Below are 16,373 nucleotides of genomic sequence, written 5' to 3' on the forward strand. Positions count from 1 at the left end.
AGAGTTATACCAAAACCAGTATTAAGTAGGATACTCAAGAATTTACTGGTGGTGAAAGTGGATGGAGATGATGTCATACCCAATCTTAGGGAACTCGACTATAAGTTGGTTTTGAGCTACTGGATTAAAAGTGAGGACGATCTTTCAAAATTCTATAAAGAACTTGCTCGCAAATCAAAAGAAGTAGGACTGGAAGAATGGGCATTTGACATGTTCATACTCCTCTCAGAGGAGTCAAAACGAGTTGAAAAGAAACTTAAAGAAATATATTCCAGAAAATTTGGCCCCATAGATGTAGAAAAACTCCCAGATTCCCCAATAAAAATTCCAGCATATATCAAAGAGTTTGACAATCCCCACAGCATCCTTGACATTTTAAAAAGTGCAATATATTGTGAGGAACTCGCTGAAAACATCTGTCAGGTTCTCTCTCAAAAAGCTCCAACTGAATACGAGAAAGAACTTTTCAAATACCTTGCTTCTTCAGAAAGATGTCACCTGAGAATTCTCACGGAAAGATTCAATTATTATAAAAAGAAACTTAAAGCGGAAAGCTAAACTCCCATCTCCTTAGCTTCAGGAGGCTCTTCGATTAGATTATCGCTGTACTTGTTGTAGTCAGCCAATAGAAATTCATCGCTCATCCTCAGTGCCTTTACTGCCTTTTCCTCCCCTGGAAACTTCTTCCCCGGACACACATCCACACACAGGGCACAGAACATGCACCTCGAAACATAATGCCTGATCTTCTTAAGCTCCGGGATCCACTCCATAGCATTAGCTGGACACACCAGTATGCACAACCTGCAGCCTATGCACCTTTCGGGGGTGTACTTCAGCTTTCCCCTGAAGCCTTCAGGAACTGGAACAGGAGGATTTATCTTTGCCTCTCCTCTCTGAACCTTCTCAATGAGGGCTGTCACATTCTTAGGAGCATGCTTTATCGGAAACGGATTTGTGAAGGGTCTTTCCATAAGCTGTTTAAGGAACAGGAACATTGCCTTTGTTGGCATTCACCTCACCCCCAGCCAAACAAGTGCTAAACCGAGCAATGCAATTAAGTTCACATGAACCCAGAAAATCCGTGATGCCTGTTCAATTCTGAATCTTCCGAATGATGTTCTTACGATTGTCACTGCAGCTATGTAGATTATCAGTACTTTAAAGAGGAACCACAAGCTTTCAACAATGTAAAGCATGGCACCATTCAAGCTGATCCCGAAAACATAGCTGAATGTGAACGGTATGAATAGAACTGCCTCAATGGCTGCCATTGCAAACCCTCTCACAGCGTCAGAGAGATAAAACAGAGCCAAGTTCCTGCCACTATACTCTGCGAGCATACCCTCTGCTATCTCCGTTTCAGCCTCTGCGATATCAAAAGGAAGCTTGGCAAGTTCCGCAGGAGTTACAACTAACAGTGCTATGAAAAGCAAAACAACTCCCAATGCTGCCACTGGAGAAACCATTGTCCAAACTGGAGTCGATGCGATCGTTGTGAGGGAGAAACTCTTGTACAAAAGTGCAAACCCAATAATCACAATGGCCAAAGGCATTTCATAGCTCATCATGAGCACCATTTCTCTCTGTGCTCCAACGGAGGAAAACGGACTTCCTGAAGAAAATCCTCCAACTGCCATAGCTAAAGACTGGAGTGTCAGCAGATATAGTATCACTATCAGGTCTCCATATCCCTCAAGGGGCGCCTTAAGGATACCAAAGGGGATGTAGAGCAGTAAAGTCATTGAAGATGCAAATGCCAAGATGGGCATTGCATTAAAGAGCCACTTTACGGCGTTTTCTGGTACAACTGTTTCTTTGAGCAACAATTTCCCAACGTCCCAGAAAGGCTGCCTTATAGGGGGACCAATTCTTGATGTCATTCTTGCTGATATCCTTCTGTCGATACCTTTGTAGGTCAGTCCAAGAAATATACCAAGTACTGGGAAGGCAACTGCATAGAATAAAGTCTCAGGGGTCATCCTCTCACCTCCTTCTCAATTTTCTTTGTCTTTTCAACTGCCTTTTTGTGGATGTATTCGTAGCCGAGAACTTTGCCTTCTGGTGTCTTCAATAAAGCAACCCTGTCGTTACAGCACATGCATGGATCGATGTATGCTACAACTATTGGGATATCTGCAACTTCCGCCCCAAGCAGGAGTGGAGCCCAGCTGTTAATGTTATTGTAACTTGGGGCAATCACCTTCCAGACACTTGGCCCATCTCTACCATCAAACTTGAGGTAGTGAACAACTTCTCCTCTCGGCGCCTCATGGGCACCAATTGCTTCGCCTTTAGTTCTTCTAATCTTCGCCAAAAGTGCCGGATAATTGGGAATGGCAAGTATCTTGCCCTCTGGAAGATTGTCAACACAGTACTCGATGATATCCAAGCTCTGCTCTATTTCATAAATCCTGACCATGGTGATATCGTAGGCATCTCCCTTAGCCTCTCCTACTATATCCTGTGGGACCACTGCCCTAACATCAATGTCAGCGTAGGCGTCGTACGGCATATCCTGCCTGATGTCCATTCTGATTCCAGCAGCCCTTGCAACAGGACCAACAACATTCAGCTTAAGTGCCATCTCTTTTGAAAGCTGGGCAACTCCTCTTGTTCTTGCTTTATAGACAGGGTCTGAGAGAATTATCTCCTTCATCTGTTCTGTAAACTTCCAGTAGTAGGTAATTGCATCTTTAATTGCCTTTATGTGCGATTCCTTAAGATCTCTCCTTACACCTCCGATCATATACACCGAATAATTAATTCGGTTTCCAGTGAGAAGCTCCAGCAAGTCAAGAACTTTTTCCCTTCCTTTCCATGTCCAGAATAAAAGTGAGTCAAATCCCATTTCGTGGGCAATAACTCCCAGCCAAAGAATGTGTGAGTGTATCCTTTCAAGTTCTGCTATTATCGGACGTATGTACTGGGCTCTTGGAGGCGCCTCTATTCCAAGGGCCTTTTCGGCTGTTACAACGAAAGCATATGGGTGGGAGATGGAACAGATGCCACATATCCTTTCCGATAGGTATAGAGTCTGAATGGCGTTCCTCTTCATCCCCATATACTCTATTCCTCTATGAGCAAATCCTCTTTTAACGTCAACCCTGACGATTTTCTCGCCCTCAACCTCTGCCTCAACGCGTATAGGCTCTTTGAGAGCAGGATGGATGGGCCCTATAGGAATATAGTAAGCAGTCTTAGGCATTCCCCTCACCTTTCTTTCTTATTTCCCTAACGCTCTTGTGTGTGTGCTTGATCATATCCTCAACACCATATTCATCCCTTCTCCATGGATACTTCCCCTCTGGCCAGTCATCAGGCAAGAAGAGGTGTCTCTTGTTCTTTAAGCCTTCAAACTCAATGCCGAGCATTTCTCTAATTTCCCTCTCATTTGTTTCCGCACCAGGCATTAAGTCCGTTATCGTAGGGAGTATTAGACTGTCTTTCGGCAGGTCGAACTTCAATGTTATGCTTATTTCGCCCCATGGATTGGAGTAGAACACACCAAATGAATATATCATCTTTATGCTGTCCCCACCGTTATCTTCCCCAGATATAAGATGCAGATGAGGGTAATCGAGTGAGAATATTGTTTCAACTGCTTTTCTAAACGCCGATCTGTCAATTTCTGCCCAAACTTCATAGAGTTTTCTCTTTCTTCTAATTCCCATCTCATATTCCCTGATTTCATAGTTAAGCAGTGCATCACCAAGTGATTTTTTCAGTTTTTCAATGACCTCTTCAATGTTCATTCTTTCTTCCCCTCCAGTTCTTTTTCTAACTTCTCCAACTTGAGCCACGCCTTAACAACGGCATCTATGATTGCTTCTGGCCTTGGCGGACATCCGGGAACATAGACATCAACAGGTATTATCTCATCAATTGGACCTGCTATGTTGTAGGAATCATAGAAGACCCCACCGCTTGTTCCGCAGTTTCCGACCACAATTACAGCCTTTGGGTCTGGCATCTGCTCATATATTCTTCTCAGTTTATCTGCAAAGTCTCTTGGGATTGCTCCGGTGACCAGAAGCACATCTGCATGCCTTGGACTGCCAGCAAGCTTTATCCCAAATCGTTCAACATCGTATCTTGGCGTCAGAAGTGCAACAATTTCAATATCACATGCATTGCATGAACCTCCGGATGCATGGAAAACCCAAAGAGAGCGTTTAAAGTTTGTCAGCTTACCCACGTTCACGCACCTCCCACCAGAAGGAAGAGTATTACAGTTCCAACCCCAAGGTACCAAAGGATGTAATCCCTAACATCTCCCGTATGAATAGCCTGAAGAACTCTATAGTACTCTTTAAGTGCCTCTATGAACCCCCAGTAGATATCGCTTGCTCTTACCTGAATCTTTTCTTTGGACGGTTCTGCATTACCGCTTAAATATGGCTTTACCTGCTCGCTTTCTTTCTTATAACTTGGATTGCCCCTCGAATAAATTATGTAGCCGATTAAAGCAAAGAGTATAAGGAAAGCAAGCCATAACAATGGGCTCCAATATCCTGAGCCAGTTACAAGTTTTGATATCATGCCAGACCACCCCATGACTGATATTGCGCAACGTTGATGAGGGCATCCACAGCGGGATACACGATTTTATTCAGTACAACGTCCGGGAATAGACCAAATAGTATACAGAGTAATGCTAAGATCACCATCGCCACTATCATCGGTCTTGGGACTTCTCTTACGTTCTCGAACTTCTCCAATGGTGGCCCCAAGAACGCTGACGCAAACACTTTAACGAATGAAGCAAGAGTCAATATACTTGTAACCATTGCAAATACCGCCAATAACGGATTCAATCTGTAAGAGCTCTCATAGATTAGGAATTTGCTTGCAAACCCGTTGAAAGGCGGCAAACCAGATATGGCTGCAGCACCAACAATGAAGCACAAAGTTGTAATGGGCATCTTCCTCGCTAATCCTCCCATCTCATTGAGATTTCTTGTCCCAGTTACGTAGAACAGTGCGCCAGCAGTCATTAAGAGCAAGCTCTTGTAGATTATGTGGTTTATTATGTGGAAGATTCCTCCAGCCATTGCTGTTCTCCCGAACTCTGCCAACGCATCGGAATTATGGAGAACCGTTAAGCCGACACCAACACCAAGGAGCATGTAGCCAGTTTGTGAGATAGCGTGGTAGCTCATAAGCCTTTTTACATCTTTCTGAACCAGAGCCATTGTGACACCAATGAACATCGTCAAAACACCAAGAACTGACATTATCCATCCAACTCTCTCTAAGCTGATTGATACGTTTGCAAAGAGTGTGAAGCTGACTCTAAAGAGAGCATAGAGGCTTGCATAGGTAGATACCAGCAAGACTGGGTTTATACCCGCCGGAACTTCGGTGTATGCATCGGGAACCCAGTAGTGCATTGGAACTGAACCGCACTTCATGGCAAACGAAGCAAATAGCAGGCCAAAGGCTATCATGTCAAGAGTACTGAGGGAGACCTGTCTGCTTATATAGGCTAAGTTTAAGTTTCCATATTCGCCATAGAGGATTCCAATGGCAAAGAGAACCATCAAAGATGCAACGGCACTTACTATAAGATATTTAATTCCAGCTTCACTCGCTTCGCCGCGGTAGTTTCTGAATCCAACCAGCGCTGAGCCAGCAATTCCAGCTATTTCCAAGAACACGAAGAGATTGAAGAGATCTCCTGTGAGAACCATGCCGAGAATGCCCACTTCTAACAGAAGCAGCAATGCATAGTATTTTTCCAAACCGCTCTCCGCTTTAACATGACTGTATGAATAGAGAGCACCGACAAAGCTCATCAAAGTCGCTGAGATGGCCATGAAAGCTCCAATGCCGTCAATCTCGAACATAATCCTTATCGGCACTTTATAGCCTGAAGGCAGTACAAGGGTTGGCTTATCCGCGCCGAAAACATACACTATGATGCCATGCAGCCTGACCTGATACATCAGCATAAGAGAGAGGACTACAGTAACGGCAGTTATCACTATAGCCCATACCGCTACAATGCTCTGTTTTTTCTTGAACAGAGGTGCAATAAACGCTCCAAAGAGAGGAACCGCTATCATCAACGCCGGTAAGTGCTCAATCATCCCCTCAACCTCCTGATCTTTGTAACGTCAAGGGTTCCATAGCGCTTGTAGATGTTCACAGCAAAGGCAAGCATTAAGGCTGAGACGGCAACACCTATGACGATGCTCGTAAGTGTTAATGCCTGTGGAGTTGGCAGAACCATATTTTGCGGATTTGCAGCCTCTGGGGGTGCCAAAGTATAGATCGGAGCATAGCCACCTTTTACATATCCAAGAGCGACCAAGAACAAGTTTACTGCTCCTTCCAAGATTTCAATACCTATGACGACCTTGATTAGATTCCTTTTGAACCCTATTGTGTAAAACCCTATTGCCAAGAGGAGTGCGACAACTATGAAGGGAAAATTAACCCAGATGCTACCATTCATCCCTCTCCCTCCTCATGATTAGGAAGAACACCAGCACTATGCTTGTAAGACCTGCAAGAACCTTCATACCGACAAAGATGTTCATGTACGGAAGAGTGCCACCTGTGTTTAGATAACCTGGATTTATTCCAACTGGAGTTTTTCCTCCAAATAATGGGAATCCGCTGTTTGCAATTACGTTTTTGAAGAATGTGTAGCCAGCAAACCCCAGACATGCCATTCCAAGGAATCCCAGTGCTCCAATGCTTTCAAATACACTGAGGGGAGCTTTCTCAAAGAGGCTTTTAACAGCATCGTATTTGTTCGCCACTATGAGCAACGCTAAACCACTTGCAAAAACTGCTCCCCCCTGAAAGCCTCCTCCCGGTGTTAAATGACCATGGAGTATAATGTAGCTACCAAAGACAAGTATTAGCGGTGCCAGTATTTTGGTCGTGGTCTTTATGATGGTTGTCGTCATTTTTTCGTCCCCTCCTTTCTCCGCAGAACCATTAAAACCCCAGAAACTGCCGTAAACAGAACGGTCGCCTCGCCAAGGGTATCGAAACCTCTGTAGTCAAAGACTATGCTTGTGACAACGTTGTTAGCTGACGCTTCAATCTGAGCATGTGTTATGAACCAGTCGTCCATTTCTCTGTGAGGCGGCTCTCCAAAAGGCCTTATGCTAATCATTGCGGCAAGGAGGAAGAGCGTGAACCCTATGAAAGCAAGCAATCCAAGAGAAGTCCTCATTCTATCACCTCCTCATCTGTGGTGTTTTTGATGGCAAGAAGGTACATCGCAGTTGTTAAACCGGCACCAACACCCGCTTCAGCTATTGCCACGTCTGGAGCTTGGAGAACATAGAACTCAAGGGACAAGATGAGGCTAAAAACTGCCATGGCTATGACTGCCATAATTAAGTTCTTGAATCTGATGGCAACTATTGCACTCACCAGCAGGCCGATTCCTATTAAAACCTGAAGAATCCAAAAGAACTCCATAAAGTTCATAGCCTTCCCTCCAGCTCATCTATTACAGCACCATAGGGTCTAATTCCGGATTTTCTTGCAGCTCTTCCAATTGCATGGGCACCCACTGGGTTTGTCAGTACTAAGAATATCACCACGAGAGCTGAGTGAATGCCTATTGTAACCCATCTCGGATCATGTGTCGGAAGCCAGTTATAGAGTGAATACACCACCGTGGCAAGGACTATGAAGATCGTTCCAAATGTTGTACATTTTGTTGCTGCATGAATCCTTGTGTAAACGTCTGGAAATCTGAGAATTCCAATGCTTGCAAGAAAGTTGAAAATCACTCCAATTGCCAAGAAAATTGTGATTACATACTCGATCATGCTATCCCCACCTTCTTCTTCACCAAGTATCTTGCAATGTACAGCGTGGCTATGTAGCTCAAAACAGCATATACCAACGCAACATCAATGAAAACTGGTTGCTTTGTAACAACCCCATAGAGAACCATTGCACCTGCTGTTGTTGTTGTCATTGAATCCAGAGCAACCGCTCTATCTGGAATCGTTGGTCCCAAGATAAGCCTGATTAAAGTTAACATCGCTGAAAACAGTAGCAGAATTAGAGCCACCATAAATGCACTAACCACATTCATTCCGCAATCCTCCTTGCCCATTTTGGAAGATACCCACAAAGCTCTTCGGGGGTTGGTTTTTCTTTTCCAGGCGGGACGTTAATCCAGTGAACGTATAAGTTACCTTCTTCGTCAATTTCAAGGGTAAATGTTCCCGGGGTTAAGGTTATTGAATTTGCCAAAAGAGTTCTGCTTTCATCCCTCGTAAGACCTGGAGATATTTTAACAATGCCAGGTCTTATTTTTCCAGTTATTACTCTATACGCAACGTCAAGGTTAGCTTTTGCCATTGCAAAGAAAAATGGACCTATTGCATATACTATGAAAAGAATCCATCTTCTCGGACTGAAGAAGTATTCAAGCTTCTCGTCCATTATGTTCCTTGTTAGATACCCTATTACCGCTGCAATAATGAATCCAGCGATTAATTCTTCCTTGCTCCATGCGATTATATTCCCTGAACCCGCTGTAAGCAGTAAGTATACAATCAAAGACCACAGGAAAGAGGTCACAAACGCCATTCTTTCACCTCAACTTTAAGTTTTAAACCTATATTAAGCGTTTTTGAGGATAATATCATTTAGAATTTGCCAAAAATTCTTAAATACGTTTCTAAAACGAAAGGTTATAAACCAATATTTTGACAAATGAAAAAGTAACCAAACTTTACAAATTATCTAACACATTAGATTATTAGTGAACACACATTTTCACTGAGGTTTATGTAAGTTCACAGAAAATGTTGAAAATAGTTATACCTTTGTAAAGATTTACAAAAAGCAAAAACGTATAACACTAAGTAAATCATTGATGGCATCAAATAAGAAAAATTAAAGAAAAGATAACACTATTCTTCATATTCTTCAATTGCACCAAATCTACAGACGCTTGCACATATGCCACAGCCAACACACTTGTTTGGATCGATTTTATGCACTTTTCCTGGAGCCCCCGTTATAGCGTTCTGAGGACAGTTTCTTGCACATAAGGTACATCCCTTACATTTATCCGGGATTATGCGGTATTTCTTAACTTTTTTGCTATTTTGAGCCTCTATCATCTGTTCGATTTCTTCATTTTTGAGCCACCTTAAGTTGTCGTCATATTTATCATAAGTAGCAAGGAGGAATTCTTTGCTCATTTCTAAAGCATTTACTGGACATACATCCACACACTGGGCACAGAACACACATCTGCCGAGCCAGAAAGTTACTTTTTTAATTTCCGGCACAAACTCTATTACACCAGCAGGACAAACCGTTACACAAAGTCTGCAACCGATACACTTGTCAACATCATACACAAGTTTTCCTCTGAATCCTTCTGGAGTTGGAACTGGCTCAGTTTTTGGAAACATATTTGTTGCTGGCTTCTTGAAAAGATTTGAAAGCACAGTAGAGAGTGTTGGAGGTATCTTCATGCTATCACCCCCAGCAGATCAATGGCAAGGATTAAGGAGCCGATTATTGCAGCAGGGAAAAGCCTCAGCCAGAACACCTGAACCGCTTGTGTTATTCTGAGTCTTCCCGTTATCGCCCTAAAGATGCTCATGCTGACAAAAAGCACTGCAAAGACCTTGATTGTGTGGAAGAGCACATCAACAACGAGAGCCAGTATTCCGTTAAGTCCAACGTAAGCACTTATGCCCCATGGGAAGAATATTGCAACCACTAAGCTTGCACTCACAAACATCTTTATGGCATTGCTGAGTTCAAATAATGCAAGATGTCTTCCGCTGTACTCTGCCATAGGACCTTCAGCGACTTCAGTCTCAGCCTCTGGGATGTCAAAGAATCCGACCTCGATTTCACTTGCCAGCCATGCCAAAAACACCACAAGGAGAATGAATGTGCCGATTAGTGCCAGGGGTGTTCCAAGCTCCCATATGTTACGCTGATAGAATGCTGCCAAGCTGAAGGGCTTTTCAACGCCAATGTTGTTCAGTCTCCAAAGGATTGTGAAGAGTGCAAGCATCATTGGAACTTCTCTTGAGACCAAGATTATCATTTCTCTCTGGGCACCTATCTGAGCGTAAGGTGAGCCAGAGCTTATTGCACCTAAAACTCTAATGAAACCAATAAGAGTCAGCAGATAAATGAACACAATCACGTCACCTTTCGTGGCAAAGAGAGGTGCAAAGCCCATTGGAGTGTAAGCCAACAAAGCTATTGATACAGCTAAAGCCAAAACTGGTGCCAGCTCATAGAACTTATTTGCATGCTTCGGTATTATTGACTCTTTGCTCATAAGCTTCAGGAAGTCATAGAACGGCTGGAGCAAAGGAGGGCCTACTCTGCGTTGCATTCTTGCGACTAACTTCCTGTCAATTCCTTCCCATAGGAGTGAAGCAAATGAAACATAAATGTAGAGGGCAATTAAACCAAGGGTAGCATATAGAAGGTTCATAGCATGCACCTCCCTATCCCAATCCTCTCGGGTCTCGCCTTGATGTTTGGATTGATCTCCTTGGTTTTCTTTATCGATTCTTTGAGCAGATCAACTTCAGTTAAGATTCTTCTTTTTCCTGTATTTGCGTCAATTACAGCAACTCTATCTGTACAGCTCAAACACGGATCAATTGAGGCTATAGCGACCGGAACATCAGCTAACTGCTCACCAACCAGGGCCCTTGCAACTGCAAACAAGTTTGGAAACGTTGGTTCCCTCATCTTCCACTTTGCTGGACCATCTTTTCCTTTCTCAGCCCTTACATAGTGGATCAGCTCGCCCCTTGGTGCTTCATACCGTCCAATTCCTTCGCCTTCCGCTTTCTTGAGCTTAACAAGAATTAGATTGTCCTTTGGAAATGCCTTGATTTTCCCCTCTGGCATTTGATCCAACGCTCTTTCGATTATCTCCATGCTGTTCCAGATTTCTCCAACCCTAACAACCATTCTGTCAAAAACATCGCCCTTGACCACACCTGTGAACTCCTTTGGCGTCACTGGTTTAACTCCCAAATCTGGATAAACTCCAAGCTTTTCATTGTAGCGAACATCCTTCTTAATGCCGCTTCCTCTTGCTGTTGGACCTTGAGCACTGTATTCAATTGCTATCCTCTTTGGAATAACCCCCGAATCCCTCAAACGTGCCTCAACGGTTGGATCATAGAGGAATATCTCCTCAACCTTTGGCATGACCTCTTGGCGGTAATATTGGATCATGTCAAGTATCGCCCTCTTATGTCTATCTTTTATATCCCTCCTAACACCACCGATCATGTTGCCAGCATAGTTAACCCTATTGCCTCCAATATCCTCAAGGATGTCCATGACCCTTTCTCTTGCCAGCCAGCTCAGGTGGAGAACCGTGTCATAGCCTATTGTATGAGCGACAACGCCTAAGTTGAGCAGATGGGAGTGTATTCTCTCAAGCTCTCCGATGATGACCCTAATGTACTCTGCCCTTTCGGGCACTTCAATACCTGCCATTTCTTCAACGGCTCTTGCATAGGTGTGGTTGTGTGAAAAGGAACATATCCCACAAATCCTCTCGGCTAAATATAGCACTTGAATCCAGTTCCTTCTTATTGCAATCCATTCAAGACCTCTCAAGTTGTAACCAAGCTTGACATCGACGTTGATGATGCGCTCACCATCAAGGGTGATTATGAACTTCTCGGGTTCTTCCAATGCTGGATGAATAGGACCTATGGGGATTTTAACCCAGTATTCTATTTTTCCATTCATCTTGACTCCCTCCTGTATGGGTGTCCCGCATTTTTGACCATTTCAGGTTTAATCCCTGTCTCATCAAGCCTAAGCGGATAAATTCCTTCCGGAAAGTCATCGGGCAGGAACAGTCTCCTTGGATCTGGAATCCCTTCGTATTTGATACCAAGGAACTCCTGCACTTCTCTTTCATACGGCAGAGAGCTCGGGAAGATATCAGTTATCGTTGGCAGTACAGGATCATCCTTGGGGCAGGAGGTTCCAACTATTACAGACAAACTTTCTCCCTGCTCCCAGAACATCTCCCAGTGATATTTAGCAGTAAGCCTGTCCCCTCTATCCTCAGCTATTATAATGGAAAACTGTGCAGCTGGGTCAACTTCTTTAAGGAACCGGACGAGCTCTTTAAATCTCTCCCTATCAACTTCAATCCAAACTCTCTTTCTCGGATGAGGGAGTTTGTTTTCAGTTATCTTAACCTCTACATCTTCAAATCTTGCTTTTATTCTCTCAGCAAATTCTTCAGGTGTCATTCTTTCTCACCTTCAATCTTTTTGATCAGCTTCTCTAATCCCAAGACAACTCCATAGAGGATTGCTTCTGGCCTTGGTGGGCAGCCGGGAACAAAGACATCAACTGGAATGTGCTTATCAAGTGGGGCATTTGTGAATGGACTTTCGTAGAACACACTTCCACCAGTGGGGCATGCTCCAACAGCAACTACCACCTTTGGATCTGGTGTCTGTTCGTAAATCAGCTTAACCCTCTCAAGGCTCTGGTCTGTTATTGGGCCTGTGACAAGCAGAATGTCGGCATGTCTTGGCGTCCCAACAAGCTTTACCCCGAATCTCTCAGCGTCGTATCTTGGAGTCAGTGCTGCTATGATTTCAATGTCACAGCCGTTACATGAGCCGCTGTTAACGTGAAACACCCAAGGTGACCTTCCGATGTATTTACAAAGCTTTGCAATCCTTTTCTCAAGCATTTCTCTCTCACTGACTCGTGATCGGGCATTATTTTTTTCTTTCACCTACATCACCCCCATATTATCAGCACTCCGAGTATTATTGCAACTGTCACGAGCAGATATGCAACGTAATCCGTGAGCAAACCTGTGTGCTCTCTTCTGAATGTGATAAACATCCTGTTGATACCCCTGATGAGTCCCCACATGACATGTCTTCCTGTGAAGTATCCGCGAAGGTGCTCAAATTGTGGAATTACTTCGTCCTCATCCTCACCGCTTAAGTAAACCTTGGTCCCATCTCCAACCCTTCTTGTACCCATGCTCGCCTTCTCTCCCCACTTCATGAGGATATAGCTGATGACCAGACCAATGATTAACACGTAAATGAAGTAAAGGGCATCCCAATAGCCGAACATTTTTCATCCCCCCAGTACCGCCAGTACGTATTTTCCTGACTCCTCCAGCATTTTTGCCGTTGGTAGCATAACACTCTCGTTTATCTGCCACGGTAAGAGACCCATGACGATTATTGCGATGATGAGGAGTATCATTGGTATCACCATAGCCCTTCCTGGATCTTTTGCTGCCTTCACTTTCTCGCTCTCCTTTCCAAAGAAGGTGAAGAGCACCCTAATGTAGGCGGCAGTACAGAATGCTGTTCCAAGAATTGCTATTGCCGCTAAGAACGGGTTATACAAAGTGGAGCTTTCATAGATGAGCCATTTGCTCGCGAATCCATTTAGTGGGGGCAAGCCTATTATAGCCGCAGCACCAACCAGAAAGGCAAAGCTTGTCAGCGGCATTCTCCTTGCTAATCCGCTGAGCTCATTAAGGTTCTTTGTACCCACCTCATGCAGAACTGCACCTGCAACAAGGAAGAGGAGTGCCTTCATAATTGCGTGGTTCACCGTATGATATATAGCCCCCGCCAGTGCTATGTCCCCCACTTTTGTTCCGTATGCCGCAATGCCGATTCCTATGCCAAGGAGGATGTACCCTATCTGACCAACACTCGAGAATGCAAACAATCTCTTCATGTCAGTCTGCACTACAGCCATGGCGTTTCCAACTATTAGCGTTAAGCAGGCAAAGAATATCACGATCCAGCCAATAGCTTTGATGTTCAGGCTTATGCTGTAAATGCTGAATAGTATTCTTGCTATCGCGTAAACACCACCCGCCTTAATAACCAGCCCAGAAAGCATTGCCGAGATTGAGCTTGGTGCTGCTGGATGAGCATCTGCAAGCCACATGTGCACCGGAACCGCACCGCTCTTGAAGAGCAATCCACCGAGGATGAAAGCCAATGCAACTTTGCTTACAAATGTTGGCTCCCTTGTGATGTACTGGCTCAGATAAGCCATTGTTAAAGTACCATACTGGCCATAAAGCAGAGCTATTCCCAGGAGAATGAACGAACTTGCCAGCGAACCAACAAACATATACTTAATACCAGCCTCAATGCCCTCCCATGTGTCATTTCTGAATGCAACCAAGGCATAGCTCGCTATGCTCATTATCTCAAGGAAGACATAGAAGTTGAATATATCCCCCGTTATGACTATACCGAGCATTCCCAGTTCCAAGATTAGGATCAATGTGTAATACTTATCAAGTCCGGTGTCGTGCTTCATGTATTCGAGTGAATAGATTATCGCCAGCAGTGAGACGAAAGCTATCGTTACTGCTATCAACGCTCCAAGAAGGTCAACTTCCCAGACAATTCTGATTGGAAAGCCAACCCCTTTTCCTAACGGTGTTGTCGCACCAAGCGTGTACACGATTATTTGATTTGTCTTCCAGATTGTGTAAAACACGTCAGCTGCTACGCCTAAGGTTACTGCACTGATTATTACCGCCCAAATGTCCCTAAGTTTCTCGCCGATAAGCTTGACTATAGGCATTGAGAATGCCCCGAAGAGGGGGATGATGATTAGGAATGGCAGCACATTCATCCCCTCAACCTCCTTAACTTGTTTATGTCCAAGCTTCCGTAATGCCTGTAGGCGTTAATCGTAAGTGCCATCGCCAAAGCTAAGACACAGACCCCAATGACGATGCTCGTAAGCACTAAAGCTTGAGGAATTGGGCCAACCATTGGAGTGCCTTTTAGTGTTTCATAACCGGTATAGATTGGCGCAGTTGGTAGAACTCCATTCTCCAAACGGTAGCCAAGGCTTATCAGGAGTAAGTGGATTCCAGAGTCAATGATGTTCAATGCCAAGATCAGCTTGATAAGATTCCTTTTATAGAGAAATGCATAGATCCCCATGAAGATCAAGAGGAATGCAGTTATGAACTGAAACGGAATCATTTCTTCCACCTCCTAAAGAGAGCTATTGCCATCATAGCGCTTACTAATCCTGTAAAGACCTTTAATCCTACAGCCAAGTTCATTATTGGGAGAAACCCAGCGGAGAGCAGAGTTCCCGGCTGACCTGCGAAAGCAATCTTATCACGCCAGAGTATGTTGTAGAAGAAAGCTATGCTTAACCCAAGCATTGCAGCCCCTAAGAAAGCCAAGCCGCCAAGTCCCTCAAGAACAGAGTATAAGTTCTTGTCGTACCTCTTCTTGGCTTCATTTAACCCGAATGCAACGAGGAACAATATTCCAGCACCAGCTATCGTGGCTCCTCCCTGGAAGCCACCACCGGGTGTGAGGTGACCGTGGGATACAACATAGGCTCCAAATATCCCAATGAGCGGAATCGTAGCTCTCGCCATGGTCTTAACGATTAATCCCATGTCATTCTCCATCTTCATCCCTCCTCCAAGGTCTGAGCAGTGCAACAGCACCCGCTATAGCAGTAAAGAGAACGGTGGCTTCTCCAAGGGTATCGTAACCTCTGTAATCAAACACTATGTCAGTTACAATGTTTGTTCCACCAACTTCCTCAACGCCATGCTCGATGTAATACTGGTCAGTGTAGCGGTACTTCTGCCAGTCGCTACCGCCAAGACCAAATTTAAGTCCGTATTGCGGGTTAGCTACTATCAAGAGCACACCAAGGATGAACAGCAAAGCCAAAGCCCCAAACGTCCTGTTCATGGTCCCTCACGCTCCCATCTCTCTGTTTTGGCTATTCCATACACAACTATTGCAGTAACAACCCCTGCACCAACCGCTGCCTCGGCTATCGCAACGTCTGGGGCATGGAGCATGTAGAACTCCAAGCTCAGCAGAAGGCTCATTGCTGCTGAAGCCAAAGCCGCTGAAAGCAAATCCCTAAAGCTGATTGTGAGATATGCAGCGATAAGTATTCCAATCAAAATTCCAAACTGAATGATCATGTCAACTGTGAGAACGTTCATTCTTCTCCACCCCTCTCCCTCTTGAGTTTTACTTCATAAGCATCAACAACAGCTCTCACAGGCTTTACACCGCTCAAATGGGCAGCTTTTGCAATTGCGTGGGCACCCGTCGGGTTGGTAAGCAGCAGTGCTATCAATGCAACCAAGCTGTGAAGTGCCATCTGAAGGTATTTTGGATCTCCAGTTATGTGGAGCTGATTCACTGCATGGACAATTACAGCAAGAACAGCAAAGATTGTTCCAAAGGTTGTGCACTTGGTTGCTCCATGCAAGCGTGTGTAAACGTCTGGAAATCTGTGAAGGGCAAAGCTACCGAGCAAGTTGAAAGTTATGTTGATACCGAGGAAAGCATAGATAATATACTCAACGATAG

The 16,373-nt window shown here is 44.4% G+C and carries 27 protein-coding genes; 1 reads left to right on the plus strand and 26 read right to left on the minus strand.

The genetic code is table 11. The features are described 5' to 3' along the window. Positions 1-51: 51 nt before the first annotated feature. Positions 52-558, plus strand: a complete 507-nt coding sequence (locus tag VFC49_RS05490; protein ID WP_324736512.1) for a ferritin family protein — start codon at positions 52-54, stop codon at positions 556-558. Here the strand turns inward: VFC49_RS05490 and VFC49_RS05495 are convergent. The 26 genes from VFC49_RS05495 to mnhG (VFC49_RS05620) all read right to left on the minus strand — a co-directional run bounded on the left by VFC49_RS05495 (position 555) and on the right by mnhG (VFC49_RS05620) (position 16,371). After that, positions 555-1,013, minus strand: coding sequence for a 4Fe-4S dicluster domain-containing protein (locus tag VFC49_RS05495; RefSeq protein ID WP_324736513.1), 459 nt, complete (start codon positions 1,011-1,013; stop codon positions 555-557). The genes VFC49_RS05490 and VFC49_RS05495 overlap by 4 nt on opposite strands. Further along, positions 1,014-1,982: a complex I subunit 1 family protein gene (locus tag VFC49_RS05500; RefSeq protein ID WP_324736514.1), complete on the minus strand. Its 969-nt coding sequence runs from the start codon at positions 1,980-1,982 to the stop codon at positions 1,014-1,016. Further along, on the minus strand, positions 1,979-3,208 hold the full coding sequence (locus VFC49_RS05505) for a nickel-dependent hydrogenase large subunit (RefSeq protein ID WP_324736515.1): 1,230 nt from the start codon (positions 3,206-3,208) through the stop codon (positions 1,979-1,981). Before VFC49_RS05505 ends, VFC49_RS05500 begins: the two co-directional genes overlap by 4 nt. Then, positions 3,201-3,755 (minus strand): NADH-quinone oxidoreductase subunit C, encoded by a 555-nt coding sequence (locus VFC49_RS05510; RefSeq protein ID WP_324736516.1) that lies wholly within the window; start codon positions 3,753-3,755, stop codon positions 3,201-3,203. Before VFC49_RS05510 ends, VFC49_RS05505 begins: the two co-directional genes overlap by 8 nt. Continuing rightward, complete coding sequence (locus VFC49_RS05515) at positions 3,752-4,198, minus strand: NADH-quinone oxidoreductase subunit B family protein (RefSeq protein ID WP_324736517.1); 447 nt, start codon at positions 4,196-4,198, stop codon at positions 3,752-3,754. The genes VFC49_RS05510 and VFC49_RS05515 overlap by 4 nt, the downstream gene beginning before the upstream one ends. Before the next feature lie 2 nt (positions 4,199-4,200). Continuing rightward, positions 4,201-4,542: a hypothetical protein gene (locus tag VFC49_RS05520; protein WP_013467749.1), complete on the minus strand. Its 342-nt coding sequence runs from the start codon at positions 4,540-4,542 to the stop codon at positions 4,201-4,203. After that, a complete protein-coding gene (locus VFC49_RS05525) occupies positions 4,539-6,092 on the minus strand; it encodes a proton-conducting transporter membrane subunit (protein WP_324736518.1) in 1,554 nt (517 codons plus the stop codon). The genes VFC49_RS05520 and VFC49_RS05525 overlap by 4 nt, the downstream gene beginning before the upstream one ends. Continuing rightward, complete coding sequence (locus tag VFC49_RS05530) at positions 6,089-6,460, minus strand: sodium:proton antiporter (protein WP_324736519.1); 372 nt, start codon at positions 6,458-6,460, stop codon at positions 6,089-6,091. The genes VFC49_RS05525 and VFC49_RS05530 overlap by 4 nt, the downstream gene beginning before the upstream one ends. Next, a complete protein-coding gene (locus tag VFC49_RS05535; RefSeq protein WP_013467752.1) occupies positions 6,450-6,920 on the minus strand; it encodes an MnhB domain-containing protein in 471 nt (156 codons plus the stop codon). The genes VFC49_RS05530 and VFC49_RS05535 overlap by 11 nt, the downstream gene beginning before the upstream one ends. Further along, the gene (mbhE, locus tag VFC49_RS05540) at positions 6,917-7,192 is read right to left on the minus strand and encodes a hydrogen gas-evolving membrane-bound hydrogenase subunit E (RefSeq protein WP_013467753.1); all 276 of its coding nucleotides are present in this window, start codon (positions 7,190-7,192) and stop codon (positions 6,917-6,919) included. Before mbhE (VFC49_RS05540) ends, VFC49_RS05535 begins: the two co-directional genes overlap by 4 nt. Beyond that, positions 7,189-7,452 carry a hydrogenase subunit MbhD domain-containing protein gene (locus tag VFC49_RS05545; RefSeq protein ID WP_013467754.1) on the minus strand — a complete coding sequence of 88 codons (264 nt, stop codon included), beginning with the start codon at positions 7,450-7,452 and terminating at the stop codon, positions 7,189-7,191. The genes mbhE (VFC49_RS05540) and VFC49_RS05545 overlap by 4 nt, the downstream gene beginning before the upstream one ends. Then, complete coding sequence (gene mnhG, locus VFC49_RS05550; RefSeq protein ID WP_324736520.1) at positions 7,449-7,799, minus strand: monovalent cation/H(+) antiporter subunit G; 351 nt, start codon at positions 7,797-7,799, stop codon at positions 7,449-7,451. The genes VFC49_RS05545 and mnhG (VFC49_RS05550) overlap by 4 nt, the downstream gene beginning before the upstream one ends. Continuing rightward, complete coding sequence (locus VFC49_RS05555) at positions 7,796-8,071, minus strand: cation:proton antiporter (protein ID WP_013467756.1); 276 nt, start codon at positions 8,069-8,071, stop codon at positions 7,796-7,798. Before VFC49_RS05555 ends, mnhG (VFC49_RS05550) begins: the two co-directional genes overlap by 4 nt. Then, positions 8,068-8,571, minus strand: coding sequence for a Na+/H+ antiporter subunit E (locus tag VFC49_RS05560; RefSeq protein ID WP_324736521.1), 504 nt, complete (start codon positions 8,569-8,571; stop codon positions 8,068-8,070). Before VFC49_RS05560 ends, VFC49_RS05555 begins: the two co-directional genes overlap by 4 nt. A 326-nt stretch (positions 8,572-8,897) precedes the next feature. After that, the gene (locus VFC49_RS05565; protein WP_324736522.1) at positions 8,898-9,470 is read right to left on the minus strand and encodes a 4Fe-4S binding protein; all 573 of its coding nucleotides are present in this window, start codon (positions 9,468-9,470) and stop codon (positions 8,898-8,900) included. Next, the gene (locus tag VFC49_RS05570) at positions 9,467-10,456 is read right to left on the minus strand and encodes a respiratory chain complex I subunit 1 family protein (RefSeq protein WP_324736523.1); all 990 of its coding nucleotides are present in this window, start codon (positions 10,454-10,456) and stop codon (positions 9,467-9,469) included. The genes VFC49_RS05565 and VFC49_RS05570 overlap by 4 nt, the downstream gene beginning before the upstream one ends. Then, positions 10,453-11,739, minus strand: coding sequence for a nickel-dependent hydrogenase large subunit (locus VFC49_RS05575; protein WP_324736524.1), 1,287 nt, complete (start codon positions 11,737-11,739; stop codon positions 10,453-10,455). Before VFC49_RS05575 ends, VFC49_RS05570 begins: the two co-directional genes overlap by 4 nt. After that, positions 11,736-12,254, minus strand: a complete 519-nt coding sequence (locus VFC49_RS05580; RefSeq protein WP_324736525.1) for an NADH-quinone oxidoreductase subunit C — start codon at positions 12,252-12,254, stop codon at positions 11,736-11,738. Before VFC49_RS05580 ends, VFC49_RS05575 begins: the two co-directional genes overlap by 4 nt. Next, a complete protein-coding gene (locus VFC49_RS05585) occupies positions 12,251-12,706 on the minus strand; it encodes an NADH-quinone oxidoreductase subunit B family protein (protein ID WP_324736650.1) in 456 nt (151 codons plus the stop codon). The genes VFC49_RS05580 and VFC49_RS05585 overlap by 4 nt, the downstream gene beginning before the upstream one ends. A gap of 50 nt (positions 12,707-12,756) precedes the next feature. Beyond that, positions 12,757-13,104 carry a hydrogenase gene (locus VFC49_RS05590; protein WP_324736526.1) on the minus strand — a complete coding sequence of 116 codons (348 nt, stop codon included), beginning with the start codon at positions 13,102-13,104 and terminating at the stop codon, positions 12,757-12,759. A 3-nt stretch (positions 13,105-13,107) separates the two neighbouring features. After that, the gene (locus VFC49_RS05595; RefSeq protein ID WP_324736527.1) at positions 13,108-14,643 is read right to left on the minus strand and encodes a proton-conducting transporter membrane subunit; all 1,536 of its coding nucleotides are present in this window, start codon (positions 14,641-14,643) and stop codon (positions 13,108-13,110) included. Beyond that, complete coding sequence (locus VFC49_RS05600; protein ID WP_324736528.1) at positions 14,640-15,002, minus strand: NADH-quinone oxidoreductase subunit K; 363 nt, start codon at positions 15,000-15,002, stop codon at positions 14,640-14,642. The genes VFC49_RS05595 and VFC49_RS05600 overlap by 4 nt, the downstream gene beginning before the upstream one ends. After that, positions 14,999-15,445 (minus strand): Na(+)/H(+) antiporter subunit B, encoded by a 447-nt coding sequence (locus VFC49_RS05605; protein ID WP_324736651.1) that lies wholly within the window; start codon positions 15,443-15,445, stop codon positions 14,999-15,001. The genes VFC49_RS05600 and VFC49_RS05605 overlap by 4 nt, the downstream gene beginning before the upstream one ends. Continuing rightward, positions 15,435-15,737, minus strand: coding sequence for a hydrogen gas-evolving membrane-bound hydrogenase subunit E (gene mbhE / locus VFC49_RS05610; RefSeq protein ID WP_013467767.1), 303 nt, complete (start codon positions 15,735-15,737; stop codon positions 15,435-15,437). Before mbhE (VFC49_RS05610) ends, VFC49_RS05605 begins: the two co-directional genes overlap by 11 nt. Then, a complete protein-coding gene (locus VFC49_RS05615; RefSeq protein WP_042681650.1) occupies positions 15,734-16,000 on the minus strand; it encodes a DUF4040 domain-containing protein in 267 nt (88 codons plus the stop codon). Before VFC49_RS05615 ends, mbhE (VFC49_RS05610) begins: the two co-directional genes overlap by 4 nt. Next, positions 15,997-16,371: a monovalent cation/H(+) antiporter subunit G gene (mnhG, locus tag VFC49_RS05620; protein WP_148221122.1), complete on the minus strand. Its 375-nt coding sequence runs from the start codon at positions 16,369-16,371 to the stop codon at positions 15,997-15,999. Before mnhG (VFC49_RS05620) ends, VFC49_RS05615 begins: the two co-directional genes overlap by 4 nt. Between the last annotated feature and the right edge of the window lie 2 nt (positions 16,372-16,373).

This window comes from Thermococcus sp. SY098 (assembly GCF_035621495.1).
In the GTDB taxonomy this organism is placed as follows: domain Archaea; phylum Methanobacteriota_B; class Thermococci; order Thermococcales; family Thermococcaceae; genus Thermococcus_B.

Excerpts from the sequence above, each read along its gene's own strand:
- VFC49_RS05495 (WP_324736513.1), bottom strand. The coding sequence starts at position 1,013 with ATGCCAACAAAGGCAATGTTCCTGTTCCTTAAACAGCTTATGGAAAGA.
- VFC49_RS05500 (WP_324736514.1), bottom strand. The coding sequence starts at position 1,982 with ATGACCCCTGAGACTTTATTCTATGCAGTTGCCTTCCCAGTACTTGGT.
- VFC49_RS05505 (WP_324736515.1), bottom strand. The coding sequence starts at position 3,208 with ATGCCTAAGACTGCTTACTATATTCCTATAGGGCCCATCCATCCTGCT.
- VFC49_RS05510 (WP_324736516.1), bottom strand. The coding sequence starts at position 3,755 with ATGAACATTGAAGAGGTCATTGAAAAACTGAAAAAATCACTTGGTGAT.
- VFC49_RS05520 (WP_013467749.1), bottom strand. The coding sequence starts at position 4,542 with ATGATATCAAAACTTGTAACTGGCTCAGGATATTGGAGCCCATTGTTA.
- VFC49_RS05525 (WP_324736518.1), bottom strand. The coding sequence starts at position 6,092 with ATGATTGAGCACTTACCGGCGTTGATGATAGCGGTTCCTCTCTTTGGA.
- VFC49_RS05530 (WP_324736519.1), bottom strand. The coding sequence starts at position 6,460 with ATGAATGGTAGCATCTGGGTTAATTTTCCCTTCATAGTTGTCGCACTC.
- VFC49_RS05535 (WP_013467752.1), bottom strand. The coding sequence starts at position 6,920 with ATGACGACAACCATCATAAAGACCACGACCAAAATACTGGCACCGCTA.
- mbhE (WP_013467753.1), bottom strand. The coding sequence starts at position 7,192 with ATGAGGACTTCTCTTGGATTGCTTGCTTTCATAGGGTTCACGCTCTTC.
- VFC49_RS05545 (WP_013467754.1), bottom strand. The coding sequence starts at position 7,452 with ATGAACTTTATGGAGTTCTTTTGGATTCTTCAGGTTTTAATAGGAATC.
- mnhG (WP_324736520.1), bottom strand. The coding sequence starts at position 7,799 with ATGATCGAGTATGTAATCACAATTTTCTTGGCAATTGGAGTGATTTTC.
- VFC49_RS05555 (WP_013467756.1), bottom strand. The coding sequence starts at position 8,071 with ATGAATGTGGTTAGTGCATTTATGGTGGCTCTAATTCTGCTACTGTTT.
- VFC49_RS05560 (WP_324736521.1), bottom strand. The coding sequence starts at position 8,571 with ATGGCGTTTGTGACCTCTTTCCTGTGGTCTTTGATTGTATACTTACTG.
- VFC49_RS05565 (WP_324736522.1), bottom strand. The coding sequence starts at position 9,470 with ATGAAGATACCTCCAACACTCTCTACTGTGCTTTCAAATCTTTTCAAG.
- VFC49_RS05570 (WP_324736523.1), bottom strand. The coding sequence starts at position 10,456 with ATGAACCTTCTATATGCTACCCTTGGTTTAATTGCCCTCTACATTTAT.
- VFC49_RS05575 (WP_324736524.1), bottom strand. The coding sequence starts at position 11,739 with ATGAATGGAAAAATAGAATACTGGGTTAAAATCCCCATAGGTCCTATT.
- VFC49_RS05580 (WP_324736525.1), bottom strand. The coding sequence starts at position 12,254 with ATGACACCTGAAGAATTTGCTGAGAGAATAAAAGCAAGATTTGAAGAT.
- VFC49_RS05585 (WP_324736650.1), bottom strand. The coding sequence starts at position 12,706 with ATGCTTGAGAAAAGGATTGCAAAGCTTTGTAAATACATCGGAAGGTCA.
- VFC49_RS05590 (WP_324736526.1), bottom strand. The coding sequence starts at position 13,104 with ATGTTCGGCTATTGGGATGCCCTTTACTTCATTTACGTGTTAATCATT.
- VFC49_RS05595 (WP_324736527.1), bottom strand. The coding sequence starts at position 14,643 with ATGAATGTGCTGCCATTCCTAATCATCATCCCCCTCTTCGGGGCATTC.
- VFC49_RS05600 (WP_324736528.1), bottom strand. The coding sequence starts at position 15,002 with ATGATTCCGTTTCAGTTCATAACTGCATTCCTCTTGATCTTCATGGGG.
- VFC49_RS05605 (WP_324736651.1), bottom strand. The coding sequence starts at position 15,445 with ATGGAGAATGACATGGGATTAATCGTTAAGACCATGGCGAGAGCTACG.
- mbhE (WP_013467767.1), bottom strand. The coding sequence starts at position 15,737 with ATGAACAGGACGTTTGGGGCTTTGGCTTTGCTGTTCATCCTTGGTGTG.
- VFC49_RS05615 (WP_042681650.1), bottom strand. The coding sequence starts at position 16,000 with ATGAACGTTCTCACAGTTGACATGATCATTCAGTTTGGAATTTTGATT.